This window comes from Devosia albogilva, from assembly GCF_042685625.1.
Lineage (GTDB): Bacteria > Pseudomonadota > Alphaproteobacteria > Rhizobiales > Devosiaceae > Devosia > Devosia albogilva.
Map to the genome: position 1 here is coordinate 778546 of NZ_JBHUNP010000001.1, position 26149 is coordinate 804694.

At 64.8% G+C, this 26149-nt stretch carries 25 protein-coding genes; 11 read left to right on the top strand and 14 right to left on the bottom strand.

The genetic code is table 11. The features are described from left to right. Positions 1-9 precede the first annotated feature (9 nt). Complete coding sequence (locus tag ACFSX5_RS03980; RefSeq protein ID WP_386831996.1) at positions 10-261, bottom strand: GlsB/YeaQ/YmgE family stress response membrane protein; 252 nt, start codon at positions 259-261, stop codon at positions 10-12. Between the two features lie 150 nt (positions 262-411). On the opposite strand from ACFSX5_RS03980, the gene ACFSX5_RS03985 reads away from it, so the two are divergent. Then, positions 412-960, top strand: coding sequence for a hypothetical protein (locus tag ACFSX5_RS03985; RefSeq protein ID WP_386831997.1), 549 nt, complete (start codon positions 412-414; stop codon positions 958-960). On the opposite strand, the gene ACFSX5_RS03990 is transcribed toward ACFSX5_RS03985, so the two are convergent. From ACFSX5_RS03990 to ACFSX5_RS04015, 6 genes are all read right to left on the bottom strand, one after another. Continuing rightward, positions 957-2000, bottom strand: a complete 1044-nt coding sequence (locus ACFSX5_RS03990; protein ID WP_386831998.1) for a Gfo/Idh/MocA family protein — start codon at positions 1998-2000, stop codon at positions 957-959. The genes ACFSX5_RS03985 and ACFSX5_RS03990 overlap by 4 nt on opposite strands. A 164-nt stretch (positions 2001-2164) precedes the next feature. Continuing rightward, positions 2165-2944: a ThuA domain-containing protein gene (locus ACFSX5_RS03995; protein WP_386831999.1), complete on the bottom strand. Its 780-nt coding sequence runs from the start codon at positions 2942-2944 to the stop codon at positions 2165-2167. Between the two features lie 175 nt (positions 2945-3119). Further along, positions 3120-4127, bottom strand: a complete 1008-nt coding sequence (locus tag ACFSX5_RS04000) for an ABC transporter ATP-binding protein (protein WP_386832000.1) — start codon at positions 4125-4127, stop codon at positions 3120-3122. A 13-nt stretch (positions 4128-4140) separates the two neighbouring features. Continuing rightward, positions 4141-4986: a carbohydrate ABC transporter permease gene (locus ACFSX5_RS04005; RefSeq protein WP_386832001.1), complete on the bottom strand. Its 846-nt coding sequence runs from the start codon at positions 4984-4986 to the stop codon at positions 4141-4143. Then, positions 4986-5966: a carbohydrate ABC transporter permease gene (locus ACFSX5_RS04010; RefSeq protein WP_386832002.1), complete on the bottom strand. Its 981-nt coding sequence runs from the start codon at positions 5964-5966 to the stop codon at positions 4986-4988. The genes ACFSX5_RS04005 and ACFSX5_RS04010 overlap by 1 nt, the downstream gene beginning before the upstream one ends. A gap of 71 nt (positions 5967-6037) precedes the next feature. Further along, positions 6038-7297 carry an ABC transporter substrate-binding protein gene (locus tag ACFSX5_RS04015; protein ID WP_386832003.1) on the bottom strand — a complete coding sequence of 420 codons (1260 nt, stop codon included), beginning with the start codon at positions 7295-7297 and terminating at the stop codon, positions 6038-6040. A 447-nt stretch (positions 7298-7744) separates the two neighbouring features. On the opposite strand from ACFSX5_RS04015, the gene ACFSX5_RS04020 reads away from it, so the two are divergent. Together ACFSX5_RS04020 and sseA are read left to right on the top strand one after the other, a co-directional pair. Next, positions 7745-8764: a LacI family DNA-binding transcriptional regulator gene (locus tag ACFSX5_RS04020; RefSeq protein WP_386832004.1), complete on the top strand. Its 1020-nt coding sequence runs from the start codon at positions 7745-7747 to the stop codon at positions 8762-8764. Positions 8765-8873: 109 nt separating this feature from the next. Further along, positions 8874-9707: a 3-mercaptopyruvate sulfurtransferase gene (gene sseA, locus ACFSX5_RS04025; RefSeq protein ID WP_386832005.1), complete on the top strand. Its 834-nt coding sequence runs from the start codon at positions 8874-8876 to the stop codon at positions 9705-9707. 109 nt (positions 9708-9816) lie between these two features. Here the strand turns inward: sseA and mmsB are convergent, their stop codons facing one another. The 3 genes from mmsB to chvE all read right to left on the bottom strand — a co-directional run bounded on the left by mmsB (position 9817) and on the right by chvE (position 13851). Continuing rightward, a complete protein-coding gene (gene mmsB / locus ACFSX5_RS04030) occupies positions 9817-11100 on the bottom strand; it encodes a multiple monosaccharide ABC transporter permease (RefSeq protein ID WP_386832006.1) in 1284 nt (427 codons plus the stop codon). Then, on the bottom strand, positions 11097-12629 hold the full coding sequence (gene mmsA / locus ACFSX5_RS04035) for a multiple monosaccharide ABC transporter ATP-binding protein (protein WP_386832007.1): 1533 nt from the start codon (positions 12627-12629) through the stop codon (positions 11097-11099). The genes mmsB and mmsA overlap by 4 nt, the downstream gene beginning before the upstream one ends. 145 nt (positions 12630-12774) lie before the next feature. After that, positions 12775-13851, bottom strand: a complete 1077-nt coding sequence (gene chvE / locus ACFSX5_RS04040; protein ID WP_386832008.1) for a multiple monosaccharide ABC transporter substrate-binding protein — start codon at positions 13849-13851, stop codon at positions 12775-12777. A 431-nt stretch (positions 13852-14282) separates the two neighbouring features. Between chvE and ACFSX5_RS04045 the strand changes: the two genes are divergently transcribed. The 7 genes from ACFSX5_RS04045 to ACFSX5_RS04075 all read left to right on the top strand — a co-directional run bounded on the left by ACFSX5_RS04045 (position 14283) and on the right by ACFSX5_RS04075 (position 21041). Continuing rightward, entirely contained in the window at positions 14283-15035 is a 753-nt protein-coding gene (locus tag ACFSX5_RS04045) for a FadR/GntR family transcriptional regulator (protein WP_386832009.1), read from the top strand. 127 nt (positions 15036-15162) lie between these two features. Next, entirely contained in the window at positions 15163-16362 is a 1200-nt protein-coding gene (locus ACFSX5_RS04050; RefSeq protein ID WP_386832010.1) for an efflux RND transporter periplasmic adaptor subunit, read from the top strand. Positions 16363-16372: 10 nt separating this feature from the next. Then, complete coding sequence (locus ACFSX5_RS04055; RefSeq protein ID WP_386832011.1) at positions 16373-19489, top strand: efflux RND transporter permease subunit; 3117 nt, start codon at positions 16373-16375, stop codon at positions 19487-19489. A 131-nt stretch (positions 19490-19620) separates the two neighbouring features. Then, the gene (locus ACFSX5_RS04060) at positions 19621-19785 is read left to right on the top strand and encodes a hypothetical protein (RefSeq protein ID WP_386832012.1); all 165 of its coding nucleotides are present in this window, start codon (positions 19621-19623) and stop codon (positions 19783-19785) included. A gap of 42 nt (positions 19786-19827) precedes the next feature. Continuing rightward, a complete protein-coding gene (locus tag ACFSX5_RS04065) occupies positions 19828-19986 on the top strand; it encodes a DUF3309 family protein (RefSeq protein WP_386832013.1) in 159 nt (52 codons plus the stop codon). Positions 19987-20181: 195 nt separating this feature from the next. Next, a complete protein-coding gene (locus ACFSX5_RS04070) occupies positions 20182-20598 on the top strand; it encodes a DUF883 family protein (RefSeq protein WP_386832014.1) in 417 nt (138 codons plus the stop codon). 2 nt (positions 20599-20600) lie between these two features. Then, positions 20601-21041, top strand: a complete 441-nt coding sequence (locus tag ACFSX5_RS04075) for a phage holin family protein (protein ID WP_386832015.1) — start codon at positions 20601-20603, stop codon at positions 21039-21041. A gap of 15 nt (positions 21042-21056) precedes the next feature. Here ACFSX5_RS04075 and ACFSX5_RS04080 read toward each other — a convergent pair whose 3' ends face one another. The 3 genes from ACFSX5_RS04080 to ACFSX5_RS04090 all read right to left on the bottom strand — a co-directional run bounded on the left by ACFSX5_RS04080 (position 21057) and on the right by ACFSX5_RS04090 (position 24984). Continuing rightward, positions 21057-22556 (bottom strand): sensor histidine kinase, encoded by a 1500-nt coding sequence (locus ACFSX5_RS04080; protein WP_386832016.1) that lies wholly within the window; start codon positions 22554-22556, stop codon positions 21057-21059. 101 nt (positions 22557-22657) lie between these two features. Beyond that, entirely contained in the window at positions 22658-23557 is a 900-nt protein-coding gene (locus ACFSX5_RS04085) for a diacylglycerol/lipid kinase family protein (RefSeq protein ID WP_386832017.1), read from the bottom strand. Positions 23558-23574: 17 nt separating this feature from the next. Further along, on the bottom strand, positions 23575-24984 hold the full coding sequence (locus ACFSX5_RS04090) for a sensor histidine kinase (RefSeq protein ID WP_386832018.1): 1410 nt from the start codon (positions 24982-24984) through the stop codon (positions 23575-23577). 248 nt (positions 24985-25232) lie between these two features. Between ACFSX5_RS04090 and ACFSX5_RS04095 the strand changes: the two genes are divergently transcribed. Continuing rightward, the gene (locus ACFSX5_RS04095; protein WP_386832019.1) at positions 25233-25601 is read left to right on the top strand and encodes a hypothetical protein; all 369 of its coding nucleotides are present in this window, start codon (positions 25233-25235) and stop codon (positions 25599-25601) included. Here ACFSX5_RS04095 and ACFSX5_RS04100 read toward each other — a convergent pair. Then, positions 25598-26146, bottom strand: a complete 549-nt coding sequence (locus ACFSX5_RS04100; protein WP_386832020.1) for an RNA polymerase sigma factor — start codon at positions 26144-26146, stop codon at positions 25598-25600. The genes ACFSX5_RS04095 and ACFSX5_RS04100 overlap by 4 nt on opposite strands. Positions 26147-26149 lie beyond the last annotated feature (3 nt).

Here is a 26149-nt window from a genome sequence, read left to right on the forward strand (position 1 = left end):
GCAGGTTCGCTATCGGCGACGCGCGACCGCGCCCCAGATCAAGAGGATGATCACAGCACCCACGATCGCGCCGATGAAGCCGGCCCCGTCGTTCTCGCCGTAGAGCCCGATCGCCTGGCCCAGCCAGGTCGCCAGCACCGACCCGACGATACCGAGCACCGTGGTGAGAATGAAACCGCGCGGCTCCTTGTCCCCCGGAACCACGAAGCGGGCGATCAGACCCGCGAAAAAGCCGACGATGATGGCCCAGATGATACCCATTGCTGACGCTCCGTATGTTGACCTCCTTCAATAAGTCGGAGCCTCGCCCAGCGGTTGCAGCCTGCCGGCCCTGAAGCCGTGCACCGAGCAAGCGCAGCAACCGCTCCCCACCGCCTTCCGTTGCCGAACGAAGATCCGGAGGAGAACACCATGAAGCAGATTGCCATTGCAGCCCTCGCCCTGGCCGTTGCCATAGCGCCCGCTACAGCCCAGGATTCCGGACTCTCCGGAACGACCGGCGCGGGTCCGGGCGAAGGTGTCGGCCTCGATCAGCCCTCCGGAGACGTGAACACCAACTCCACGCCGCATGCCGGCGCCGGAGAGGGTATCGGCACCGGCCCGGCGACCCCCAGCGCCACCACATCGCAGTTTGCCACCTCGATGGAGGCCGGCAGCTTCTCCAGTGCGATGCAAGCCATTGCCAATCACGCGCCGCCGGATCTCTCCGGCATCACCGACGCAGCGCAGGTGCGCATCATCCGCCTGTCCTCCCTCGACGGCGACGCGTCAACAGAAGCCGCAGCCCTTGATGAGGCGATCGCCGGCAGGCGCGACAATATGGGCAGCCTGCATGAGGCGGTAGGCGCCAATGAGGCCGTCACCGGAGCACTCGACACCGAGGGCGTCGCAGTGGAGGACGTGGTTGCGGTCAGCACTGACGCCGAAAGGAACGTCCTGGTCTACGTCGACGACCGCTAGACATCATGCTCCAGGCGGTCACGGTCCGTCACCGTGGCCAGATCCAGCACCTTCTGGATGTTGGTCGCGTGGCGGAAGCTCGGCTCAAGGTTCGTGCCCGAGCGGAAAGCCTCGACAAACCGCATATAGTTCGTCGGAACCGGCTCCACCTCGACCTCCGTCCAGGTGCCGGTTTCGGCGTCCGGTCCTAGGCAGGTGAAGAGCTTGGACCAGTCGTGGCGATGCTGGACCTCGATCGAGCCCAGTTCGCCATAGATGCGCAGGCGCAATTCATTGAAGTGACCGGTTGCCCAGCGAGTCGCATGGATCACGCCCAGTGCACCGTTCTCCAACTGTGCCGTCATGGCGAAGCTGTCATTGGCGTCGAGGTCGTACTCGCCGATCTGGTTGTTCTCGGCTTTCTCGAAGGTCTCCAGGCGGCAGAACACCTTCGAGAAGTCGCTGCCCGCGCCATAGGCGGCGAAATCGAGGATGTGTACGCCGATATCCCCGAGCACGCCGTTGGAGCCGTGCTTCTTCGACAGGCGCCAGAGCCACTGCGACTCGGTACGCCAGTCGCCCCAAGCCTTGGAAACGAGCCAGCTCTGCAGATAACTGGCCTCGAAATGCTTCACTCTGCCGACCTGCCCCGACTGCACGATCTCGCGGGCCTTCTGAAGCTGGGCGACGTTGCGGTAAGTCAGGTTGACCATATTGATGAGGCCGAGTTGCTCGGCCGTCTCGGTCATCTCCAGGGCCTTTGCGTGGTCCGTCGCGAGGGGCTTCTCGCAGAACACATGCTTGCCCGCCTTGAGGGCGGCCATGGTGGTGGGGTGATGGATCGAGTCGGGGGTGACGTTGGCGATGCCGTCGAATTCGCCCCAGGCCAACGCAGCATCCAGCGAACCAAAGCCGCGCTCGATATTGTGCGTCTTGTTGAACGCCTCTACCCGCGCCGGGTCGACGTCAACGCCGCCGACCAGGGTGACCCCATCGATGGCAGCAAAATGCTTGGCATGCTGGTTGGCCATGCCGCCGGTACCCAGGATCAGGATACGCATAGGTTCATTCCTTCAGCGGCCGCAACCGCACGCTCAGTTCTCGACGATGGCAGTGTGACGTCTACGCCCACTTGCCGAGAGTCGCCGGGGAAAGCCTCTCCGGCGCGGTGTTTATCTGTGCTCCAGCGGGCGGGGAAGCTGAAACCCCGGCCCGCGACGTCACGTCAACGGAAGCCTTCACGGCCCTGATGCAGGGTGGGGCCACGCTCCTCAATCTTCTCGAGTGCTTCGCCGACGGGCACGTTCGGCGCCTTCAACAGGCCCGGATAGGTGTTGGGGTTGTAGGCCCAGTTCACCGCATTGCGCAGCACCTGCCCAACCGTCTCGTCATGGTAGGTTGGATAGGTCTCATGGCCCGGGCGGAAGTAGAAGATGTTGCCGGCACCGCGCCGGTAGGTCAGGCCCGAGCGGAACACTTCACCACCCTGGAACCAGGAGACGAACACCGTTTCCAGCGGGTCGGGCACGCTGAAGGGCTCGCCATACATCTCCTCCATCTCGAGCTCGAAATAGGGCGGAAGGCCCTTGGCGATAGGATGGCCCGGGCTCGTGACCCAGACGCGCTCGCGCTCACCGGCCTCGCGCCAGTTGAGGGCGCAAGGGCTCCCCATCAGCCGCTTGAAGATCTTCGAGAAATGGCCCGAGTGCAGCACGATCAGGCCCATGCCTTCCCATACGCGCTGCGCCACCCGTTCGACGATCTCGTCCTGCACCTGTCCATGAGCAGCGTGCCCCCACCAGATCAGCACGTCGGTCTCCGCCAGCGCTTCTACCGTGCAGCCGTGCTCCGGCTCCTGCAGCGTGGTGGTCTTGGTGACGATGTTGGAATCGCTCGAAAGCAGCTTGGCGATCTGGTTGTGCATGCCTTCGGGGTAGTTGTCCGCCACGACCTTGTTCTTTTGTTCGTGGACGTTCTCACCCCATACGAGGGTACGGATCGGCATGACTAGTCTCCTTGGATCGGTCGGCCGGGAGGAGGTGGCCGAGCGTGGTTAGGCCTGGGCTCTGCATGATGTCCCGCAAACATACCGAACCCCGCCCGTTGGGGCGGGATCCCGTATCCGCGGGAATGAGGATTGTCGGAATGGAGTTGCGCGCCTTGCGGCGATTGTGATCGCGTCAGCGGATCGGCTTGCCGGCTCCATCGAAGCGGTGGATCTTGTCTTCCATCGGGGACACCTGCACGACGTCGCCCGAGTGGTAGTTGTTCGGACCATCGAGGCGCACCACCACGGGCTCCTCTGTGCCCATTTCAAGATAGACATAGGAGTCCGAGCCCAGGTTCTCGGTGTGGATCACGGTGCCGCTCCACAGTCCGTCGCTTGGCTTGACCACCATGTGCTCGCCGCGAACGCCAATGGTCGTGGCGCCGAACCGATCCGCCTTCTCGCCGGTGATGAAATTCATCTTGGGCGAACCGATGAAGCCGGCGACGAAGATGGAGTCCGGCCGCTCATAGAGCTCCATGGGCGTGCCGACCTGCTCCACCAGGCCATCGCGGAGCACGCAGATGCGGTCCGCGAGCGTCATCGCCTCCACCTGGTCGTGCGTCACATAGATCATGGTGGTCTGGTCCATCTCCTCGTGGAGCTTGGCAATCTCGATACGCGTGGCGACACGCAGCGCCGCATCGAGGTTCGACAGGGGCTCGTCGAACAGGAACACCTTCGGATCGCGCGTAATCGCCCGCCCGATGGCGACGCGCTGGCGCTGGCCACCTGACAACTGCTTCGGCAGCCGATCGAGATACTGGCGGATCTGCAGCATGTCCGCCGCCTTCTCGACGCGCTGGCGGATCTCCTCCTTGCCCTTGCCTTTCTCGAGAGTCAGGCCGAAGGCCATGTTCTCGTAGACGGTCATGTGCGGGTAGAGCGCATAGCTCTGGAACACCATGGCAATGCCGCGCTTGGACGGTGCCAGGTTGTTCACCAGCTTGCCGTCGAACAGCATCTCGCCCGAGGTGATGTCCTCAAGGCCCGAAATCAGTCGCAGCAGCGTGGACTTCCCGCACCCCGACGGGCCGACGAACACCATGAACTCGCCTTTGCGGACTTCGAGATCGACGCCCTTGATCACGTTCACCGCGCCGAAGGATTTGCGGATGTTGCGAAGCTCTATTGCAGCCATTTGGAATAACTCCTTAGCCCTTGACGCCGCCGGCGGTGAGGCCGCTCACGATCTTGCGCTGGAAGATGAGGACGAGAATGACGAGCGGAATGGTGACGATCACCGAAGCCGCCATGATCAGGCCCCAGGGGATTTCGAACCGCGAGCCGCCAGACAACAAGCCGATCGCCACCGGCACCGTGCGGGTGCTGTTCGAGGAGGTAAAGGTCAGCGCGAACAGGAACTCGTTCCAGGCGCTGATGAAGGCGAGCAGGCCTGTGGTCACCAGCGCCGGCCACATCAGCGGCATGAACACGCGGGTGATGATCACCCAGGGCGACGCTCCATCGACGATGGCCGCCTCTTCGATCTCGACCGGCAGGTCGCGCATGAAGGTGGTGAGCACCCAGACGGTGAACGGCAGCGTGAAGATCGTGTACGAGAAGATCAGCGCCCAGGGCGTGTTGTAGATGCCAAGGAAGCGGATCAGTTCGAACAGGCCGGCCAGCACCGCGATCTGCGGAAACATCGACACCGCAAGGATCGTCATCAGCAGCAGCCCACGGCCCCGGAACCGCACGCGGCTGAGCGCGAAGGCGGCGGTGACGGCCAGAAACAGCGCCAGGATCACCGTCACCGAGGCGACAAAGACCGAGTTCATGAAGTTCCGTGGGAACTCGCCGGTGGTCAGCACGTCCCGGTAGTTGTCGAGGCTCAGCGAGGTGGGCCAGTAGGTGATGCGGAACAGGTCCGTTCCGGACTTAAAGCTGGTCAGGATCGCGTAGTAGAAGGGGAACACGCTGACCACGACGATGGTCAGAACCAGCAGGTAGAACAGCGCCGTCTTGACCAGCTTCCAGGGGTTCATGGTCGCGCCCATCAGCGGTCTCCCCCCTCGAAGTTCACGCGGCCGAGCCAGATATAGACTATGGTGAACAGCGCGATGATCAGGAACAGCAGCGTCGACTGCGCCGACCCTTCGGCGAAGTTGTTGAACTCGAACAGGTTCTCGCGCGAGATCACGCTCATGGTCTTGGTGGCGTCGGAGTTCGGCGTCAGCACATAGATCAGGTCGAAAATGCGCAGCGCGTCGAGTACGCGGAAGATGATCGCCACCATCAGCGCCGGGCGCACCAGCGGCAGGGTGATGCGGAAGAACTGCTTCACCGGGTGTACGCCGTCGATGTCCGCAGCCTCGTAGATGTCCTTGGGGATCATCTGCAAGCCGGCGAGGATCAGCAGCGCCATAAACGGCGTGGTCTTCCAGATATCGACCACCAGCACCGCCAGCATGGCGGTGTCGGCGGAAGCGGTCCAGGCGACCTTCTGGCTCAACAGGCCGAGACGCATGCCCAGGTCATTCAGGATGCCGAACTGGTCGTTCAGCATCCAGGCCCACATCTTGGCCGAGACGATAGTCGGAATGGCCCACGGAATGAGAATGGCGGCACGGACGATGCCGCGACCGCGGAACTCGGCATTGAGCACCAGGGCCACGATCATGCCGAGCACGGTTTCCCAGATCACGGACCAGAAGGCGAAACGCACCGTGTTCCACACGGCATTCCACCAGTCCGGATCGGCGAGGACGCCGCGATAGATAGTGCGGCCGCTCTCGAGAGTGCGAATTTGCAGGTAGTTGCCGAAGCCGATCCACTCCGCCCCGTAGAGGTCATTGAGTGTGGCGTCGGTGAAGGAGAACCAGATCGAGCGCAGCAGCGGCCAACCAGCCACAACGAACAGCGCGATCATCATCGGCAGGAGGAACCAGCGCGCAGCGCGGGCGCGCTGCTGCATCAACTCCGACCGGGCACGTTTGCCGGGTGCAATGGCTGGGGACGCCAGGGCCTCGGTGGTCATCGACTACTCCCAATCGTCGAGCTGCAGCTGGGTGCGGGAAAGATCCCCGCACCCGAGTTTAGTCGCCTTGCTTAGTTCAGCAGCTCGTCGAGATCGGCCTCGAGAACCTCGAGGTTCTCGGCAGCCGAGCCATTGCCCGACAGGGTGTTGTGAACGGCCGACCAGAACAGCGAGGAGACCTCGTTGTAGTTTTCCTGGGTCGGAGCGGACGGGCGCGGCACGGCGTTCTGGAAGATTTCCTTCCAGTTGCCCATGAAGGGAGCAGCCGCCAGCACGTCCTCGTCGTCATAGAGCGACTCGATGGTCGGCAGGTTGGACTGGTTGATCGCGCGCTCCTTCTGGATCTCTTCCGAACCAAGGAACAGCGCCAGCTCGATAGCGGCTTCCGGGTTCTGCGAGTACCTCGAGACGGCGTAGTTCCAGCCACCCAGCGTCGCTGCGGAGCGGGCTTCCGGGCCTTCGCCGGCCGGGAGCGGCGCCACGTCGAACTTGTCCTTCACGGCAGAGTCGTCGCCCTGGCCGAGCGCATAGGCGTAGGGCCAGTTGCGCATGAACACGGAGTTGCCGAGCTGCCAGACGCCGCGGCTTTCCTCTTCCATATAGGCGAGGTTGCCTTCCGGAGAGATGGTGCCGATGAAGGTCTTGATCTCCTCGAGCGCGGCAACGGCCTGCTCGTTGTTCACCGAGATGGTGCCGTCGGCTTCCACGATCTGACCGCCGCCATAGGACTTGATCCACTCGAGGGCGTTACAGGTCAGGCCTTCATAGGCGTTGCCCTGGAACACGAAGCCCCACATGTCGGCGTTGCCCTCGGCACGCTCGCCATCCATGATTTCCTGAGCCGTGGCCTTGAGCTCGGACCAGGTGGTCGGGACTTCCTTGCCGTACTTCTCGAGCAGGTCGGTGCGGTAGAACAGCGCCGGCGCGTCGGTATAGGCCGGGATGGCAACGAGCTTGCCGTCCACGGTCTGCGACTCGATGATCGAGGGGAAGTGCTGGTCGACGACGTCGGCCGCGGCCTCGGTCAGGTCGAGGAACTGGTCGGCGAGCTGCGGCGCCCAGATCACGTCGGTGGTGTAGACGTCGATGTCGGCGTTGCCGGCGGCAAGCCACAGGCGATACTGGCCGAACTGGTCGGTGGTGGACGACGGCATCGGCACGACCGTCACGGTATGCCCGGTCTGCTCTTCGAACTTGGCCAGCTGCTCCTCGAGGAAGGCCAGTCCGTTGCCGGTGTCGCCGGAGACGATGGACAGCTCGGCCGCCTGCGCGGCGCCGGCGACCAGCGTCACACTCGTCATCAGACCGACGAGCATCTTGTTGATCTTCATTAGATATCCTCCCGAATGAGCCAACATTGGGAGGCGCGCCGAAGGACGCCGTGTCCCGCACGTCGCCTGGCTATCATCCTCCCACAAAAGCGCTTTGGTGTGCAGCTTTCCCGCTGACAATCTCAAAGCGCTTTGAACGAAAGGGAACCAGAGCCGAGAAATACTGTCAAGCGGGCCCATGGACCAAATTTGAAGATTCTCGGCGAAGTGCGGAGATTCAGCTATGATTACAGTTACTTACCCTAGGGCGGTCCGCTGCAGAGGTTAACGACGGGCTGAAGGAGCTGATGTACGCACCTCAGGACGGAGGCGCAACGAGCACCCTCTTGCATCAAAATTTGAAATCGCTTTGAATGGCCGTGGGAGGAGAGCGGCGCGACGCAGGAAATGCGCGCCCGCCTTAGGTCAGCGGCTGCCTCCGGGCGCCGCTCCTGGGCCAATTCGCCAATGAGATTGAAGGATTTGGCCGAACATCTCGGCCTGTCTCAGACCACCGTCAGCCGCGCCCTCAATGGCTATCCGGAAGTCAACGAGGCAACCCGCCTTCGCGTTGCAGAGGCGGCGGCACGTCTTGGCTACCGCCCAAATGCCAGCGCCCTCCGCCTCGCCACCGGCCGTTCCGGTGCCGTGGGACTGGTGCTGCGCGGCGCCGACGAGCTCGGGCCTCATATGAGCGAGTTTCTTTCCGGCCTCGGGGGTCGCCTCGCCACCGAAGAGATCGACATCCTGGTCACCACGGTCGAAAGCTATCAGGACGAGATCTCTGCCTATCGGCGTCTTGCCGCCAGCCAGAAGGTGGATGCAGTCATCCTCCATTCTCCGAAGCTGCATGACGAGCGAGCAGAAGTGCTGATGGATCTCAAGCTGCCTTTTGTTCTGCACGGTCGGATCAATGGCGACCGACCGGTCGCATGGCTCGACATCGACAACACCGGCGCCGTGGAACGCGCCACCAGCCATTTGCTCGACCTTGGCCACCGTCGGATCGCCCTGTTCAACGGCGTCAAGGGCCGCACCTTCGCCGAGCACCGTGAGATCGGCTATCTCGCGGCCCTGTCGGCGCGCGGGGTGCCGTTCGATCCCGCCCTGATGAGCAATTCCATCTTCACCGACGAAGTGGCGTTCCGCCTCGCACAGGCGATGCTGGAGCTGAAGCCGCGGCCCACGGCTTTTCTCGCCGGCTCGATGATGACTGCGCTCGGTATCTTCCGAGCCATCCGCCAGGCCGGCCTCGCGCTCGGCAAGGACGTCTCGATGATCGCGCATGACGACGTCTTTCCGTATCTGAATGCCGACAACATGTACCCGACCATGTCCACCACCAGGTCCTCCATCCGGGCCGCCGGCACCCGCATCGCCGAACTCATCCTGCAATTGTTGGGCGGCAAACCGGCGGAGGACATTCACGAGTTGTGGCCGGTGGAGCTAGTGCTGCGCGAAAGTTCGGGCCCTGCCCCGACCCCCTGACGGCCAACCTGGTTTCTCCCGTCCTTCCCTCGCCTATGCTGCACAGAGCGAGCTTGTGGTCACCCGCCCGAAGGCGCAGTTTAGCCCAGTGCGGAGCAAGGAGGATAAAGTGGACAACCCCTTCGTCACCACGGCGTGGCTGGCTGAGCACCTCGATGATCCCGACGTCGTTGTGGTTGACGGTAGCTGGCACATGCCGGGCGCCGCGCGAAACGCCCAAGCCGAATATCTGGCTGGGCACATCCCCGGTGCCGTGTTCTTCGACATAGACGGCGTTGCCGACCGCACCACCGATTTGCCGCACATGCTGCCGGCACCCGCAGATTTCGCACGCATGGTCGGCGCCCTGGGCATCAGCGACGACATGACGATCGTGGTCTACGACGAGATCGGCCTGTTTTCCGCGCCGCGCGTGTGGTGGACCTTCAAGGTGATGGGCGCTCGAAACGTGCGCATTCTCGAGGGCGGCGGGCCGAAATGGCGGGCGGAGAAGCGCCCGACCGAGTCAGGCCAGGTGTCCCGCGAGAGGCGCGATTTCGAGGTTCGTTTCGACCCCGATCGAGTGGCCGACTTCGAAACGGTCCGCGACCGCAGCCGCGATCGGGCCAGCCAGATCGTCGATGCCCGCCCGGCCCAGCGCTTCCATGGCGAGGTGCCGGAGCCCCGTGCGGGGCTGCGCAGCGGCCACATTCCCAACAGCCTCAATGTGCCGGTGGGCCTGCTCAGCAATGCCGGAGTGATGCATTCGCCCGAGGACCTGCGGCGGCTGTTCGAGGAGCGCGGCGTTGCGCTCGACAAGCCGGTGATTACGTCCTGCGGTTCGGGGATTACCGCCTCAACCCTTGGGCTGGCTTTGGAAATCGCCGGGGCGAAGGAGGTCGCGGTCTATGATGGTTCCTGGACGGAATGGGGCGGAAGGCCGGATGCCGAGGTGGAAACCTGAACGAAGATGAACGGCTTCTGAGCAGCAAATGAGCTGACGCTCGACCGCGAATGAATCAAAAAAGCCGCCGGATCGCTCCGGCGGCCTTGTTGATGAACGCTGCCTGTCGTCAGGCGGCGCGGTTCTTGTTGTAGAGATCGAAGAACACCGCGGCGAGCAGCACGACGCCCTTGATCATCTGCTGCCAGTCGATGTTGACGCCCATGATCGACATGCCGTTGTTCATCACGCCCATGATGAAGGCGCCGATCACGGCACCGGCGACCTGGCCGACGCCACCGAGCGCCGACGCCCCGCCGATGAAGACGGCCGCGATCACGTCCAGTTCGAGCCCCTGCCCTGCCTTCGGCGTCGCCGAGTTGAGGCGGGCGGCATAGATCATGCCGGCGAGGGCCGCCAGAACGCCCATGATGGCGAAGACGTAGAAGGTCAGTCGCTCGGTCTTGATGCCTGACAGCGCCGCCGCCTTGAGGTTGCCGCCCAGCGCATAGATGCGGCGACCGAAGGTCATGCGCTTGGTCAGGAACACGAACAGGGCGATGAGCAGGCCCATCACCACCAGCACGTTCGGCAGGCCGCGATAGGAGGCGAGCATATAGGCGAAGAACAGCACCAGGGCCGCGATGACGACGTTCTTGACCACGAACAGGCCGAACGGCTCGGTCTCGTAGCCGCGGGCCCGGCGGCGATTGCGGCCGCGGATGGCGAAGAACACCATGGCGACGACGGCGGCGATGGCGATGACCATGGTGGTGGTGTGCAGCATCAGCGGCTGTACGCCTTCACTGGCCTCGACCAGCGTCGTCGGCCCGATCACGTCGGGGATGAAGCCGGCGGACAAGAGCTGGAACTCGCCCGGGAACGGCCCAACGGACTTGCCGGCCAGGATCGCCAGCGACAGGCCCTTGAAGATCAGCATGCCCGCAAGCGTCACGATGAAGGACGGAATCTTGTGGTACGCGATGAGGTATCCCTGCGCCGCCCCGATGATGCCGCCGACGACGAGGCAGATGGCACCGGCGACCAGCGGGTTGGCGAGGAACGCGAATTCCGGCGGGAAGCGCCAGCCGACCATCAGCATGGCGGCGAGCGCGCCGATGAAGCCCGACACCGAGCCGACCGACAGGTCGATATGGCCGGCCACGATCACCAGCAGCATGCCCAGCGCCATCACGATGATGTAGCTGTTCTGCAGGATGATGTTGGTCAGGTTCACCGGCTTGAACAGCACGCCGTTGGTGAAATACTGGAAGAACAGCATGATCAGGATCAGCGCGAGCAACAGGCCGTAGTCGCGCATATTGGCCTGCAGCGCGCTCCAGATGCTGAGCTCCCGTACCTTGACCGGTTCGCCGGTCGACGTAATGCCCGGCTGGGCGGTGTCAGTGGTCATGATGCCTTCCCTTCAGCGCGCACGATCGCGCGCATGATCTTCTCCTGGCTGGCTTCGGCCGTCGGCATTTCCCCGACGATCCGGCCCTCGTTCATCACATAGAGGCGGTCGGTGATCCCGAGCAGTTCCGGCATCTCCGAGGAGATGACCAGGATCGCCTTACCCTGCGCAGCCAGCTGGTTGATGATAGTGTAGATTTCGTACTTGGCGCCGACATCGATGCCGCGCGTGGGCTCGTCGAGGATCAGCACTTCCGGATTGGCGAACAGCCACTTCGACAGCACCACCTTCTGCTGGTTGCCGCCCGAAAGATTGCCGGTCGCCTGGTACACGCTCGAGGAGCGGATATTGGTGCGCTTGCGGTAGTCGTTGGCCGCATCGAGCTCGGCGAGATCGTCGATGACCCCCACCTGCGACACCCCGCCGAGATTGGCGATGGTGATGTTGTGCTTGATGTGGTCGATGAGGTTGAGCCCGTAGGTCTTGCGGTCTTCGGTGGCGTAGGCGATGCCCCGCGCCACGGCCTTGCCGACGGTCGAGGTATCGACCTTCTCGCCGTGCATCAGCACTTCGCCGCTGATCCGCTGACCGTAGGAGCGGCCGAAGATGCTCATGGCCAACTCGGTGCGGCCCGAGCCCATCAGCCCGGCGATGCCGACGACCTCGCCGGCGCGGATGCTCAGGTTTACGTCGCGGATCACCTGCCGTTCGCGGTGCTGCGGATGGAAGACGTTCCAGTTGCGGACCTCGAACACCACCTCCCCGATCTGCGGCTGGCGCGCGGGATAGCGGTCTTCGAGCGAGCGGCCCACCATCGAGGTGATGATGCGGTCCTCGGTGATGTCGCCGGTATCCATGGTTTCGATCGTACGGCCGTCGCGGATCACGGTGATCCGGTCGGCGACGCGGCTGATCTCGTTGAGCTTGTGGCTGATCAGGATCGAGGTGATGCCCTGCTTCTTGAACTCGAGCAGCAGATCGAGCAGCGCCTGGCTGTCCTTTTCGGAAAGCGACGCGGTCGGTTCGTCGAGGATCAGCAGTTGCACCTGCTTGGACAGCGCCTTGGCGATCTCCACCAGTTGCTGCTTGCCGACGCCGATATTGGTGATCAGCGTGCCCGGATCTTCGCTCAGGCCCACCATGGCGAGCAGCTTGCGGGCGCCGTCACGCGTCTCGTCCCAGTCGATCACGCCGCCGGCGGCCTGCTCGTTGCCCAGAAAGATGTTCTCGGCAATCGACAGGAGCGGCACCAGCGCCAGCTCCTGGTGGATGATGACGATGCCCTTGTGTTCGCTGTCGCGAATGGATTTGAAGTGCTGTTCTTCGCCCTTGTAGATGATCTGGCCGTCATAGGAGCCGTGCGGATAGACCCCGCTCAGGACCTTCATCAGGGTCGACTTGCCTGCCCCGTTCTCGCCGACAATGGCGTGGATCTCGGCTTCGCGGACGTCGAGATTGACGTCCGAGAGGGCCTTGACCCCGGGAAAGGTCTTGGTGATGCCGCGCATCTCCAGAATGGTGTTGGTCATGCTGGCTCTGTCAGTTCTTGCTGTCCTGCGGCTGGCTCGATTTTCTATGCCCCGCCTGCCCGACGGGCAAGCACGACGCAGGGCCGCGGAAATCCGGAGGGGCCCCGCGTTTCCGCGGAGCCCCGGTGTTCGATAGATCCAGTGCTTACTGGATGTCTTCCGGCTTGATGTAGCCGGAGTCGATCACCAGTTCCTGGTAGTTGGTGGCATCGACTTCGTACGGGGTCAGCAGGATCGACGGCACGACCTTGACGCCATTGTCATAGGTGGTGGTGTCGAGACCTTCCGGCGTACCACCCGACACGACTGTGTCGACGAGGTCGGCGGTGACCTTGGCCAGTTCACGGGTGTCCTTGTAGACGGTCGAGTACTGCTCGCCGGCCACGATCGCCTTCACCGACGGAGCTTCCGCATCCTGGCCGGTGATGATCGGCCACTGCAGGTCGCCCGAGCCGTAGCCCACGCCACGCAGCGACGAGATGATGCCGCGCGAGAGCCCGTCATAGGGGGCCAGAACGCCGTGCACGACCGAGCCGTCCGAGTAGTTGGCGGACAGGATGTTGTCCATGCGGGCCTGCGCCACAGCGCCGTCCCAACGGAGGGTACCGACGGTTTCCATGCCCTGCTGGCCCGACTTGACGACGATGTCGCCGGAGTCGATCAGCGGCTGGAGCACGCTCATGGCGCCGTCATAGAAGAAGAAGGCGTTGTTGTCGTCCGGCGAGCCGCCGAAGAGTTCGACGTTCCACGGCTTCTGGTCGCCGAAGCGTTCCTCGAGACCCTTCACCAGCGAGTTGGCCTGCAGCACACCGACCTGGAAGTTGTCGAAGGTGGTGTAGTAGTCAACATTGCCGGATTCACGGATCAGGCGGTCATAGGCAATGACCTTGATGCCGGCATCGGCAGCCTGCTGCAGCACGGCGCTGAGCGTGGTGCCGTCGATCGAGGCAATCACCAGCGCCTGGGCACCCTTGGTGACCATGTTCTCGACCTGCGAGAGCTGGTTCGGAATGTCGTCTTCCGCATACTGCAGGTCGACGGTGTAGCCCTTGGCCTCGAGAGCGGCCTTGAGCTCGTTGCCATCCGAGATCCAGCGCAGCGAGGACTGGGTCGGCATGGCGATGCCGATCAGGCCCTTGTCCTGCGCGTACACAGCCGTAGAGGCCGTCAGCGCCACGGCGCCGGCTGCCAGCACGGTGGCAAGCGTCTTGAAGAGTTTCACGTCTCGACTCCCTTATGTTCTTCGAGAATTGGCTAGTCTGAGGGGTGGAGCGGCCGCCCTGGCCGGAGATTGGCGCAATCCCCTGCATGCTGGCCGCCGGCGGAAAGACCGAACACGACGGTTAAGCGCACACACTGGGGTGTTGCGGCCGGACCTGCACTGGACGTCCTCCCACTCGCGGCCTGCTGCCGCATGGCCCTCCCGGCCACGCGCGCAAGCTAGGATGGTCAGATACCTTCTGTAAAGCGGCTTTGCTTGCCCACGTGGTATATTTTTCGACCCGCGAAGATTCCGAGGAGTGCCGTTTCGCAGCGGTCTGCGGTACGCACCTCAAACTCGATCGCCACACGCCGCCGGAAGAAAAATGCCACCGGCACAGCGGCATGGACAGCCGCAGAATGGCGATGGTATCTGATACGTGGAGGAACAGCATGGATCAGACCATATCGGGGCACGATTCCGGCACGGCAGCGGGGAGCGTGGCCGAGGCCGTGGCGACGATGATCGTGGAGGAACTCGCGCCCGGCACCAGCCTGCCTTCGGAGGCGGAACTTGCGAAACGCTTCGGGGTGAGCCGCCTGACCCTGCGTGAAGCGCTCAAGCAACTCGAGGGCCGCGGGCTCGTGCTGCTGTCGCGCGGCAAGCGGGCGGTAGTGCGGGAGCCGGACGGAGCGGCTTTCGGCGACTTCCTCGCCATGCTGATCAGCCACGACCCCAAAGGGCTGTTCGACATCATCGAAGTGCGGCTCTCGCTCGAGGTCCAGGCCGCCACGCTCGCCGCCAAGCGCGCCACCCGCGCCGGTCTGCTGGGGCTCGAAAATGCGCTGACCTCGATGCGGGAGGCCGCGGGGACCGAGGGCCTCACCGATCCTGACCGCGAGGCGCGCTTCCATGCCGCCGACGTCGCCTTTCACGAGGCCGTGGCGCTCGCCAGCGGCAATCGCGTCCTGGGGGCGCTGTTCGAAGCAATGGCAGGGCCGTTGCGCGAAGGATTCTTCATCAGCCGGCGTGGCCACGAGCAGCGCGGGCACACCGTCTTCGATACCATCGCGGCGCATGAGCGCATCCTCGACAGCATCCGCGTCGGCAATGCCCGCGCCGCCGCCGAGGCCATGCGCTTCCACCTCAAGGACACCGAGCGCGACATTCGGGTGGCGGTGAGCCGGCTCGGGCGCACCGGCTGAGGGCCGCACACGGGTTCGTGTCGGGGACGTTGCCGCATTGTAACTTTGAAAATATCGCGCGGCTGCTAGAGTTTGCCGGAGCGGCCGCGGCCCGCCCCCATACCCCAGACCATCTCAGAGACCACTGTTGATCCGGCAAATTCTCGCCTCCCTCGTTGTCCTCGCCGGCGCGGCGCTCGCCTGGGTGTTCTTCGCACCCGGTTCCACCGAAACGCTGGCACGAGTCGGCATCTCCCTGCCCTTCGGGCCGGAAGCCCCGGCACAGCCTGGACGTCCCGGCGGCGGAGGCGGCCCCGGCATGCCCGGGATGGGTTCCGGCGGCGGGCGGCCCGGCGGATTCGGCGGGCGGACCACCAATGTGGTGACCACCGCCGCCACCCTGGCCACCATCAACGACCGGCTGACCGCCATCGGCGAGGGTTCGGCCGTTCGTTCGGTGACGGTCACCGCGCCCGCGGGGGGCGAGTTGGCGGAAGTGCTGGTGCGGCCGGGACAGGCCGTCACGGCCGGCGACGTCATCGCGCGCTTCGACGCCGCGGCCGAACAGATCGCCTATGACCGGGCCCGCTTGGCCGTCGAGGATGCCGAGGCGGCGCTGGCGCGGACCCAGGGCCTTGCCAGTTCGAGCCTCGTGGCGACCACCGCCCTCACCGCCGCCGAGCTTGCCGCCAACAATGCCGAACTCGAACTGCGCAATGCCGAGGTTGCCCTCGATCGGCGCACCATCACCAGCCCCATTGCCGGCACTGTCGGGCTCTTGCGGGTGACGCCCGGCAATTATGTCGGCGCCCAGACCACCGTCACCACCATCGACGACACCTCCTCCATCCTGATCGACTTCTGGGTGCCGGAGCGTTACGCCGCCAACATCACGCCGGGTATGCCGGTGACCGTCTCGGCCGTCGCCCTGCCGGGCCGCAGTTTTGCCGGTGAGGTCAGCGCCATCGACAACCGCATCGATCCGGCAAGCCGCACCCTGCAGGTTCAGGCCGAGATCCCCAATCCCGACGGCATCCTGCGCTCGGGCATGAGCTTCTCGGTGGCGCTGGACTTCCCCGGCGAGGAGTTCCCCGCAGTCAATCCGCTGGCGATCCTGTGGTCCACCGAAGGCTCCTATGTCTGGAAGTACGAGGATGGCCGCGCCACGCGGGTGATGGCCGAGATCGTCCAGCGCAACAGCGACGGCGTACTGGTGCGGGCCGACCTGTCGCCCGGTGACGCGATCATCACCGAAGGCATCCTGCAACTGAGTGAGGGCGCCGAGGTGACCTTGCTCGACGGCCCCGACGGCAGCACTGCTACCGCCGACACGTCGACGACGCCTTAGGGGAACCGCCATGTCGATCGCCAGCAAGAATGAACGCGGCGGCACCCTGGCAGCGCTGTTCGTGCGCCGGCCGGTACTGGCGCTGGTGCTCAACGCGCTGATCATGGTGGCAGGGCTTGCCGCGCTGCTTGGCGTCGAAGTCCGCGAACTGCCCCGGGTCGAACAGCCGGTCCTGTCCATCTCGACGAGCTTCCCCGGTGCCGCCGCCGAGACGGTGGATCGCGAAATCACCGCAGTGGTGGAAGGCGCGGTGGCGCGCGTCCAGGGCGTCACTGCCATCTCCTCGAGTTCCTCGGTCGGCCAGAGCCGCGTCACGCTCGAGTTCAGCGACTCCACGAATCTCGACATCGCCACCTCCGATGTGCGCGACGCCCTGAGCCGGGTGACGCGCGGACTGCCGGACGACGTCGACGAACCGACGATCTTCAAGGCCGACAGCGACGCGCAAGCCGTGATCCAGTTGGCGGTCACCTCCGACACCATGAGCGTCGCCGAACTCAGCGAACTGGTGGACTCGGTTGTTGCCGAGCGGCTGGCGGCGGTCGATGGCGTGGCCGAGGTGCAGGTCTATGGCACCCGCAGCACCGCCTTCGAGATCGACATCGACCCGCTCAAGCTCGCAAGCCTGGGGCTGACCGTGGCCGACGTGCGCAACGCGCTGTCAACCATCGCCTTCGACACCCCGGCAGGCTCGATCAACGGTCCCAACCAGAACATCTCGGTGCGCGCCCTGTCGGAAGTGAGCCGCCCGGAGGATTTCGAGCAGCTCATCATCAACGGCACGACCAGGCTCGGCGACGTCGCCACGGTGGTTTTCGACGCCAGCGCCAGCACCTCGGCGATCCGCGCCGACGGCAGGCCGGGCATCGGGCTCGGTATCGTCCGGCAGGCGCAATCCAACACCATCGCCATCTCCGAAGCGATTCACGAGGCGGTCGAGACGTTGAACCAGACGCTGCCGGACGGCGTGAACGTCAAGATATCGAGCGACGATGCCGTGTTCATCGAAGGGGCGCTGCACGAGGTAGAGATTGCGCTGATCGTGGCGCTCGTGGTCGTGATCGCCATCATCTACCTGTTCCTGCTCGACTGGCGCGCCACCATCGTGCCGGCCCTGGCGATGCCCATCGCTCTGCTCGGAGCGGTGGCCGGGATCTATCTCGCCGGTTTCTCGCTCAACATCATCACCCTTCTGGCGCTGGTGCTGGCGACAGGGCTGGTGGTCGACGATGCCATCGTGGTGCTGGAAAACATCGTGCGCCGCAAACACCTCGGCGCCGGTCCGCGCGCTGCCGCAGTGCTGGGCACGCAGGAGGTGTTCTTTGCCGTTATTGCGACCACGCTGACGCTGGCGGCGGTGTTCATCCCGCTCTCCTTCCTCGAGGGGCAGACCGGGCGGTTGTTCCGCGAGTTCGGCTTCACGCTTGCGATCGCCGTACTCCTGTCCTCGGTCGTGGCGCTGACGCTCGGGCCGATGGTCGCCTCGCGCTTCCTCCGTGCCGGGGAGGCACAGGGGCATGGCGGCCTGTTCGGCGCCATCGGTCGGGCCTTCGCCCGCTTCTATCGCGTCACGCTGGCGCTGGCGCTCAAGAACCCGCTGGTGGTCGTGCTGGTCGCACTGCTGTTCGCCGCCTCGTCCTTTTATGTCTATGGCAGCCTGAGGCAGGAGATCACACCGGCCGAGGATCGCTCGCAGATCAACCTGCGGGTGTCGGCGCCGAACACGGCCAGCCTCGATTTCGTGCGCACGCGGCTGAACCAAGTGGAGAGCATGCTGCAGCCCTTCGTCGACAGCGGCGAAGTGGAGTCGATCTTCGTGCTCTCGGGCTGGGGCAGCGGCGGTTCGCTGACGCTGACACTGGCGCCATGGGGCGAGCGCGAGCGCACACAGCAGCAGATCGCATCCGACATCAACGCGCTGATGGCACAAGTGCCGGGCGTCAGGGCGTTTGTCGGCCAGGGCAACAGCCTCGGCATCCGCGGCGGCGGCTCGGGGCTGCAATTCGGTGTCGTCGGTTCCGACTATCAGGTGCTGGCGGAAACCGCCGAGGCGATCGCTGACCAGTTGGAGGAGGACGGCCGTTTCGGGCGGGTCTCGGTCAACTTCGATACCACCCAGCCGCAGCTGACACTGACCGTCGACCGCGCCCGGGCCGACGCACTCGGCATCGACATCAACGGCCTTGCCACCACCATGCAGGCCATGGTCGACGGCAGCGACATCGGCAACGTCTTCATCGACGACAAGAGCTACACCGTGCGCATGGTGTCGACCACCAACCCGGTGAACGATCCGCGCGATCTCGAGACGCTGTTCGTCCGGGCGGGCGACGGGCGCTACGTGCCGATGTCCACAATCGCCAGCATTACCGAGTCCGCGGTGCCGCCGTCGCTGCGCCGCGAGGAACAGCGCCGCGCCGTCACCGTGACGGCGAGCCTCGAGGACGGATTGGCATTGGGCGACGCCTACCAGCAGCTCCAGGAGATTGCCCGTCCGCTGCTGCCGGAAGGCACGTCGATCATTCCGCTGGCTGAGGCGAAGACCCTGGGCGACGCCACCAATGGACTGTTCCTCACCTTCGGGTTCGCGCTGGTCATCATCCTCCTGGTGCTGGCGGCGCAGTTCGAAAGTTTCTGGAGCGCCATCATCGTCATGGCGACGGTGCCGTTCGGGGTGGCGGCGAGCCTCTATGCCCTGCTGGTTACCGGCGGCAGCCTCAACATCTTCAGCCAGATCGGGCTGGTGCTGGTGGTTGGCATCATGGCCAAGAACGGCATCCTGATCGTCGAGTTCGCCAACCAGCTGCGTGATCGGGGGCTGTCGGTTGCCGAGGCGATCGAGCAAGCCTCCAACATTCGCCTCCGCCCGGTGATGATGACGATGATCGCGACCATCCTTGGCGGCGTGCCGCTGGTGCTGGCCCAAGGCGCCGGCGCCGAAGCGCGCGCGGCGCTGGGCTGGGTGATCGTCGGCGGGCTTGGCTTTGCGGCCATTTCCACCCTCTACCTCACCCCCGTCGCCTACCTGCTGCTCGCGCGGTTCAGCAAGCCGAAGGCGGAGGAAGAGGCGCGGCTCGAAACCGAACTCGACGCAGCAGCCGCAACACCGGCATCGGCGGCGGAATAGCCGGCCGCCGTAGCGACAGCGGCGGCCGGCAGGCCGCTTGGAACTAAAATCCTCCACGCTCCGTTCTTTGGGCAGCGCCGATACGGCGCCGACTGGAACGGAGGCCAGCAGGCTGGCCGGTGGAGGCAGGAATGACCCACTTGGAGATCAAGGCTCTCGAAAACGCCGCCCGCAGTTCTGCGGTCTGGACCGAGGCCTATGATGGACAGACACACTATGCCGAGGTGGCGCGTGCGCTTGCTCCGGCCCTGTTCATCCTTGCCGCCGCCACTGCCCTTATGCTCGCGATCCTCTAGTCCGGCCTACCAAAGCGTCAACAAGCCGACAGGAGATCACCAATGGGCTTGGGTACTATTCTTCTGATCATTCTCGTTCTGCTGCTGATCGGTGCATTGCCGACCTGGGGCTATTCCCGCGGTTTCGGCTACTTCCCGTCCGGCATTCTCGGAGTGATCCTGATCGTGGTTCTCATTTTGGTGCTGATGGGTCGCATCTAGCACTGAACAAGTAAAAGGCGCAGCCAGTCCCCCCTGGTCCCCCAACGGAAGCTGCGCCCCGCGGGTCGAAGGTCGCCCCCCTTTCGCCCGCACCTTGCCACCCTGGATGCGCTGACGCGCTCCGGGGTGCCTTCTTTGCGGGAACCACAAGGGATTTGCACACGTTAATCGCGCAAATCGCAAACGGAGCGTCGAATGGCCAACACCCCTGATCTCGCCCCTAGCCGCAAGCGTGCCAGCAGCGGCGGAAGCTCAACCACCAGCACCGCTTCCACCGTCGAAGCCGAAGCTGCAGCCGCAGCGGCGTCCGTGACCGAAGAGGCACGGGAAGCCGAACTGCAGGCGCAGATCTCGCAGCTGCAGACGGACCTCAAGGCCATCGCCGGAACCCTGGCCAAGCTGACTGGTGAAAAGGTCGAGGAAGTCCGCGAGGTCGCCAAGGGCGAGATGCGTCACCTTCGCCGCCAGGGTCAGGGCATGCTCGACGAAGCGCAGAGTCAGGCCGGGGCGATGGAAAAGCAGCTCACCGACACCATTCGCGAGAAGCCGCTCACGGCCGTGGCCAGTGCCATGGGCATCGGCTTCATCCTGGCACTGCTGACGCGGCACTGAGCATGCCGCTACTGGGGCCGCTGGCCGCCCTTCTCGGCATCGAGATAGAGGCGATAACCGATCGCGTGCGCACCCTGATGATCGTTTATGCGGTCATCGGGGCGCTGACGCTTACAGGTCTGATCTTCCTGCTGGTGGCCGCCTATCTCGCTCTGGCTCAACTCATCGGCCCGATCTACTCGGCGCTGGTGATTGCCGTGGTGATGCTGCTGATCGCCGGCATCGTGTTGCTCGCGATCCGCATGGGCGAAACCCGCCGCCGCCGCGAGATCGCCCAGCGCCGCCGCTCGAGCGAAGCGGGAGCCTTTGCCACCACGGCCGCGCTGACCGCCCTGCCCGCCGTGGTCCGTTCCCCGAGCCTGCGCCTGCTGGCCATTCCCGCCGCCGCAGCCGCCGCCTTCGTGCTGGTGCGCAACGCCCGCAAGGGCAAAGACGAGCCCTGAGCCTGCCGCTCGCCTTTAGGGCAGCGGCAGCCAGATATGGGCGCGCACCCCTTCCGGATCGAAGCTGAGCTCGACACGGCTGTCGAGCACCTTGGCGAGGCTGCGCTCGATCAGCTTGGCGCCGAGCCCATATTCCTGCGGAACGACGCGGGGTCCGCCCTCCTCGCGCCAGGTCAGTTCGAGCGCCCGCTGCGGGCGATCGCGAACATGCCATTCGATATTGACGATGCCGGTTTCATTCGACCAGGCGCCGTGACGATGGGCGTTGGTGGTGAGTTCATGCAGGATCAGCCCCAGCCCAAGCGCATGATCGGCCGGCAGGCTTACATCGTCGCCGCTGACATTGGCGCGGTCTGGCCTGGTCAGGAAGTTGGGACCGAGCTGGGAGGCGACGACCTCGTAGAGCTGCACGCTCATCCAGTCGCGGTCGGCGAGCAGTACATGCGCATCCGAGATGGTGCGCAGCCGCCCGGAAAAGGCATTGATGAAGGCCTGCGGGTCCGGATTCTGCCGGATGGTCTGGCGCGCCACCGACTGGATCATCGCCAGCGTGTTCTTGACCCGGTGATTGAGCTCCCGCAGCAATATGCGCGTGCGTTCCGCGCTCTCCTTGCTTTCGGAGACGTCGATGCTGGCGCCCATCATCACCATGGCCCGGCCGTCGGCGTCGCGCTGATAGACACGCCCGCGCATGCTGAGCCAGCGTCCGTTGGAGGCGACGCGTGCTTCCGCATCATAGTCGACGCCCTGGCTGATACTTGCGCGCAGCCCCGCCTCGACGGTGCGCCTGTCGGCCGGGTGGGTCGCTTCGAGCACCTGGGCTGAATAGACCGGTCCGCTTTCAGGCAGGTCATACATGCGGCGGAACATGTCGTTGCAGGACACCTCGTCGGTACGGATGTCCCAGACCCAGCTGCCGACCTTGCCCGCCTCGAGGGTGAGCGCATGGCGCCACTCCTCGCGCATCAGCGCCGCGGCGGTACGCGCCCGGACGCGTGCCTCGTCCTTGAGGCCGAACAGGGTGCTCGCCAGGGCAGCGAGATCGAACATTTGCTCGTTGATTTCGGGCGACACGCCGGCCTGCGGGCTGGTGCCGAGCACGCAGAGCGCCCCCAGCCGATGGCCGGAATAGGTGATCGGCACGCCGGCAAAGAACCTTACGCGCTCCCCTCCGGTGACCAGCGGACTGCCGGCGAAGCGCGGATCAGTCATGGTATCGGGCACGAAAAGCACCTCGCCCGCCGGAGCAACCAGCGTGTGAGCGGCGAAGTTGGCGTCGGTGATGCGGTCGGGGGGGGCGCCGTGGGTTCCTTGCAACTGCTGGCCGACCGCATCGACCAGGGCGATGAACCCGAATTCGGCATGAAACAGGCGGGCGGCAGTGCGGCTCAGGCGATCGAAATCCCCGTCGGTCTCGCCGGTCGGCTGGGCCAATGCAGCCAGAGCGTTGAGCCGCCCCGTATCGTCGACCACCCTGCGGATTGCCGCGGGCAGTGCCCCCCTGAATTCCTGCACTGTACTTCCCAAATGCTGCCCCGGTGCAGCATCACGTTACGATCGCTGTCGGCCCCGAACGCTCGACCGGCGCGAGAGTTCCTTCCCCGGGCAAGAAATTTTCAGCCGCGCCTCGGCCGCAGCACCTTCAGTGCCTTCGGATGGATGGTGATGCTGACGCTCTGCTCCAGCTTGATGAGTTCCCCATCGATCACCGCATGGTTGCCGCGCCGGCGCCGGGGAAAGCTGAGAGTGAGCTGGTCGACCTCGCGTTCGTCTACCAGCGGGCTCTGCCGCCAAGTGCCGGTGAAGAGATCAACCGCAAGCTTCAGCAGCGCCGACGTGTTCATCGGCGCGGCCACATAAACGCCCAGCACGCCCTGGTCCAGGCGGTCGGCGAACAGCTGACCTTCGCCGAGCAGGTTGTTGGAAACGGAAATGCCGGAGACCTGCCGGTGCTCGGTCCCGTTGCCGGTGTGCAGATCGGCCTCGAAGCGCGGCGGGCTGATCGCCGCGGCAGCAATGGCTCTGAGGCTCGCCAGGATCTTGCCGGTGCGGCTGCGGTAGGTCATCCCCTCGCGGATGCGGACCAGCCGCGCATGGATGCCGACGCCAAAATGATGCACGAAGGTGCGGCCATTGGCGGTGGCGATGTCGGCCGTGCCGACTTCAGCATCGGCCAGGGCCATCAGCGCCTCCTCGAGGTCTAGCGGTATCCTGAGGCTGCGGGCGAACAGGTTCATGGTGCCGGCCGGCAGCACGCCGAGCGGCAGGCCCGCCGAATAGGCGATGGAGGCCGCCGAAGAGATGGTGCCATCACCGCCGCCGGCGATCAGGGCCTCGACGCCCGGGGTGGCCGCCACCTCGCGCAGCGTCGCCTCTACGGCGCTCCCTTCCACCACCCGGCAATCGAGATCATGTCCGCGCCCGGCGAAAATGGCGACCGCGCGTTCGCAAAGCGCATCGAGGTCGGTGGTCTTGAGTGTTCCGCCATCGCGGTTGAGTACGGCAACGATGTGCAATCGATCCTCCGCACCGCTCAACCTCGCGGTGGTGACTTGGCCAGCTCCGGCAGGGCGATGGTGACGGTAAGTCCCCCGCCCGGCGAGGCTTCGAACTTGGGCCGCCCGCCGAACTGGGAAGCCAACTGCCGCACGATCACCGAACCCAGACCGCTATCCTGTTCGTCCTGCTTGGGCGCGAAGCCGACGCCGTCATCGGCGACCACCAGCGTCGGCACACCCGCCGCATCCAACGCGAAACGCACCGCAATGGTGCCAGAGCGACCGGCCGGAAATGCATGCTTGAGCGCATTGACCACCAGTTCGCCGGCAAGGATCCCCAAGGTCGTGGCATCCCTTGCGCCGATCACCACCGGATCGATTTGCGCTTCGATCTCGACGCTGCTTGCGGCGCTCGATGTGGTCTGAATGTCGTCGATCACTGCGCCCAGGAAATCGCTGGCTACCGCTGTTTCGAGATCGTCAGCGAGCCGGAGACGACGGTGCGCCGAGGCGATGGCGTGAACGCGCGAGCGGGCAGCCTCCAGCGCCTGACGCACCTCGGCCGAGGGTGTGCGCATCAACTGCAGCGCCAACAGCGATGACACCGTCGCCAGGGAATTGCCGATGCGGTGGCTGGTTTCCTGCAGCAGCGCCTCCACCCGCTGGCGCTCCCGTTCGGCATGCGCCCGCGCTTCCTCGAGATCCGCGGTGCGCTCCGCCACCCGCGCTTCCAGTTCCACATTGGCCGAGCGCAGGTGATCCTCGCGGCTGGCGAGCGCCCGCACTTCATCCCGCGCCCGCAGGAAAAACACATAGCCGAGCACGACCGCGCCGGCGAGCGCCGCCACCATGGCGGCGACCAGACCTCGGCGGGAGGCTGCTATTTCGGCATTGCGCGTCATCAGCCTCTGGTTCTCTTCGCGGATGAACTGCTCGAGACGCTGGCTCACCTCGTCCATCAGCCGGACGCCCATGCCCGTCCCGGCAAAGGCGCGCGCGGCATCGCGCTGGCCGCGGGCGACCAGCTCAACGCTGCGCTCCATCTCGGCGACCTTGTTGGCGATCTCGGCGGCGATCGCTGCGACGCGCTGCCGCTGCTGGGCGTTCTGCTCGGTGGCCGCCGTCAGGGTGCGCAGTCGCATATCGGCCGTCACCGAGTCGGCGCGGTAGGATTCCAGATAGGAAGGGTCGCCGGTCAGCACATAACCACGCTGGCTGCTTTCGGCTTGCGCCAGGGCAGCGCTGAGCTCGCGCGCCGAGTTGCGGACATCATAGGTGCGCGTCATGTCGGCGATCTGGCCGTCGATGCCCCGCACCAGCACCAGCGCCGCCATCACCGCGAGGATAACGAGCGTGAGCGCCACTCCCACGGTGATGATGGGCGCAAACCGCCGCAGGGTCACAAACCAGTTGTCTCCCGCAATACGGGCAGTGGTTGGTGCCACGCCTTCTTTCCCTTGCTCCGAATCGAGAAGCTCGACGGGCGCCGTGGCAGTTTTGAGGCTTCCGCTCATCGTCGGCGCAACGGGTCCAGCATCGTTATCCGGGGAAGGCACATGGGTGCCAGCGCGGCATGATGCAACGAAGCCACAGGAAAATCATCTCGCACCGGTTTCGAGGACCCGAGTGTCATAGTTGAATGACGGGCGTCCTCCAGGGCCGCAGGGTGAACATCAACTTTGCGGAAACTCAGATGTCCCCCGGCAAAACCGCCCTCGTCATCGAGGCCGAGTTCCTGATCGCGCTCGACCTGCAGCGCATGCTCGAGGCGCACGGCTTTGCCGAGACTCTCCTCGCCCGCCATGCCGCGGAAGCCCTTGAACTGTCCGGTTCGTGGCAGCGGCTCAGCCTGGCTGTCGTGGAGATCAGGCTCCACGACCAGCCATCTTTCGATCTCCTCACTGCCTTGCAGGAGCACCAGGTTCCGACGGTGGCGATCACCTCCGATGTCGAGCTGACGCACGGCATCGACGGTTTCGCCACCATCCCGGTGCTGGGCAAGCCTCTTTCGGAGGATCAACTGGCCAGCGCCATTCATCGCACTCTTGGCGCCCTGGCCTAGAAGTTGTTGGTCGTGACCTGGGCAGAGACGGCATCCGGACCGTAATCCGCCTCGCCGTTGATCTTGAGCATGTCTTGCAGGCGGGTTCGGGCCCGGCTGACGCGGCTCTTCATGGTGCCGACGGCGCAGTCGCAGATTTCTGCCGCTTCCTCATAGGAGAAGCCGGAGGCACCGATCAGAATGACCGCTTCGCGCTGGTCATCCGGCAGTTGCGCCAGGGCCTTCTTGAAGTCCTGCATGTCCATCGAGCCGTACTGGCTCGGATGAACCGACAGCCGCTCGGTAAAGGCGCCGTCGGTGTCCTGCACCTCGCGACCGCGCTTGCGCATCTGGCTGTAGAACTCGTTGCGGAGGATGGTGAAGAGCCAGGCCTTGATGTTGGTGCCCATCTCGAAGCTCGACTGCTTCGCCCAGGCCTTCATCACCGTGTCCTGCACGAGGTCGTCGGCCTTGTCGTGCTTGCCGGTCAGCGAGACCGCAAAAGCGCGCAGGCTTGGCAGCGTAGCGAGCATCTCTCGCTTGAAGGACGTCGATTCGCTGTCCACGAC

What these genes read in the sequence shown, in the direction of transcription:
- ACFSX5_RS03980 (WP_386831996.1), bottom strand. Translation starts at nt 261, where the DNA reads ATGGGTATCATCTGGGCCATCATCGTCGGCTTTTTCGCGGGTCTGATC.
- ACFSX5_RS03985 (WP_386831997.1), top strand. Translation starts at nt 412, where the DNA reads ATGAAGCAGATTGCCATTGCAGCCCTCGCCCTGGCCGTTGCCATAGCG.
- ACFSX5_RS03990 (WP_386831998.1), bottom strand. Translation starts at nt 2,000, where the DNA reads ATGCGTATCCTGATCCTGGGTACCGGCGGCATGGCCAACCAGCATGCC.
- ACFSX5_RS03995 (WP_386831999.1), bottom strand. Translation starts at nt 2,944, where the DNA reads ATGCCGATCCGTACCCTCGTATGGGGTGAGAACGTCCACGAACAAAAG.
- ACFSX5_RS04000 (WP_386832000.1), bottom strand. Translation starts at nt 4,127, where the DNA reads ATGGCTGCAATAGAGCTTCGCAACATCCGCAAATCCTTCGGCGCGGTG.
- ACFSX5_RS04005 (WP_386832001.1), bottom strand. Translation starts at nt 4,986, where the DNA reads ATGGGCGCGACCATGAACCCCTGGAAGCTGGTCAAGACGGCGCTGTTC.
- ACFSX5_RS04010 (WP_386832002.1), bottom strand. Translation starts at nt 5,966, where the DNA reads ATGACCACCGAGGCCCTGGCGTCCCCAGCCATTGCACCCGGCAAACGT.
- ACFSX5_RS04015 (WP_386832003.1), bottom strand. Translation starts at nt 7,297, where the DNA reads ATGAAGATCAACAAGATGCTCGTCGGTCTGATGACGAGTGTGACGCTG.
- ACFSX5_RS04020 (WP_386832004.1), top strand. Translation starts at nt 7,745, where the DNA reads ATGAGATTGAAGGATTTGGCCGAACATCTCGGCCTGTCTCAGACCACC.
- mmsB (WP_386832006.1), bottom strand. Translation starts at nt 11,100, where the DNA reads ATGACCACTGACACCGCCCAGCCGGGCATTACGTCGACCGGCGAACCG.
- mmsA (WP_386832007.1), bottom strand. Translation starts at nt 12,629, where the DNA reads ATGACCAACACCATTCTGGAGATGCGCGGCATCACCAAGACCTTTCCC.
- ACFSX5_RS04045 (WP_386832009.1), top strand. Translation starts at nt 14,283, where the DNA reads ATGGATCAGACCATATCGGGGCACGATTCCGGCACGGCAGCGGGGAGC.
- ACFSX5_RS04055 (WP_386832011.1), top strand. Translation starts at nt 16,373, where the DNA reads ATGTCGATCGCCAGCAAGAATGAACGCGGCGGCACCCTGGCAGCGCTG.
- ACFSX5_RS04060 (WP_386832012.1), top strand. Translation starts at nt 19,621, where the DNA reads ATGACCCACTTGGAGATCAAGGCTCTCGAAAACGCCGCCCGCAGTTCT.
- ACFSX5_RS04065 (WP_386832013.1), top strand. Translation starts at nt 19,828, where the DNA reads ATGGGCTTGGGTACTATTCTTCTGATCATTCTCGTTCTGCTGCTGATC.
- ACFSX5_RS04070 (WP_386832014.1), top strand. Translation starts at nt 20,182, where the DNA reads ATGGCCAACACCCCTGATCTCGCCCCTAGCCGCAAGCGTGCCAGCAGC.
- ACFSX5_RS04075 (WP_386832015.1), top strand. Translation starts at nt 20,601, where the DNA reads ATGCCGCTACTGGGGCCGCTGGCCGCCCTTCTCGGCATCGAGATAGAG.
- ACFSX5_RS04095 (WP_386832019.1), top strand. Translation starts at nt 25,233, where the DNA reads ATGTCCCCCGGCAAAACCGCCCTCGTCATCGAGGCCGAGTTCCTGATC.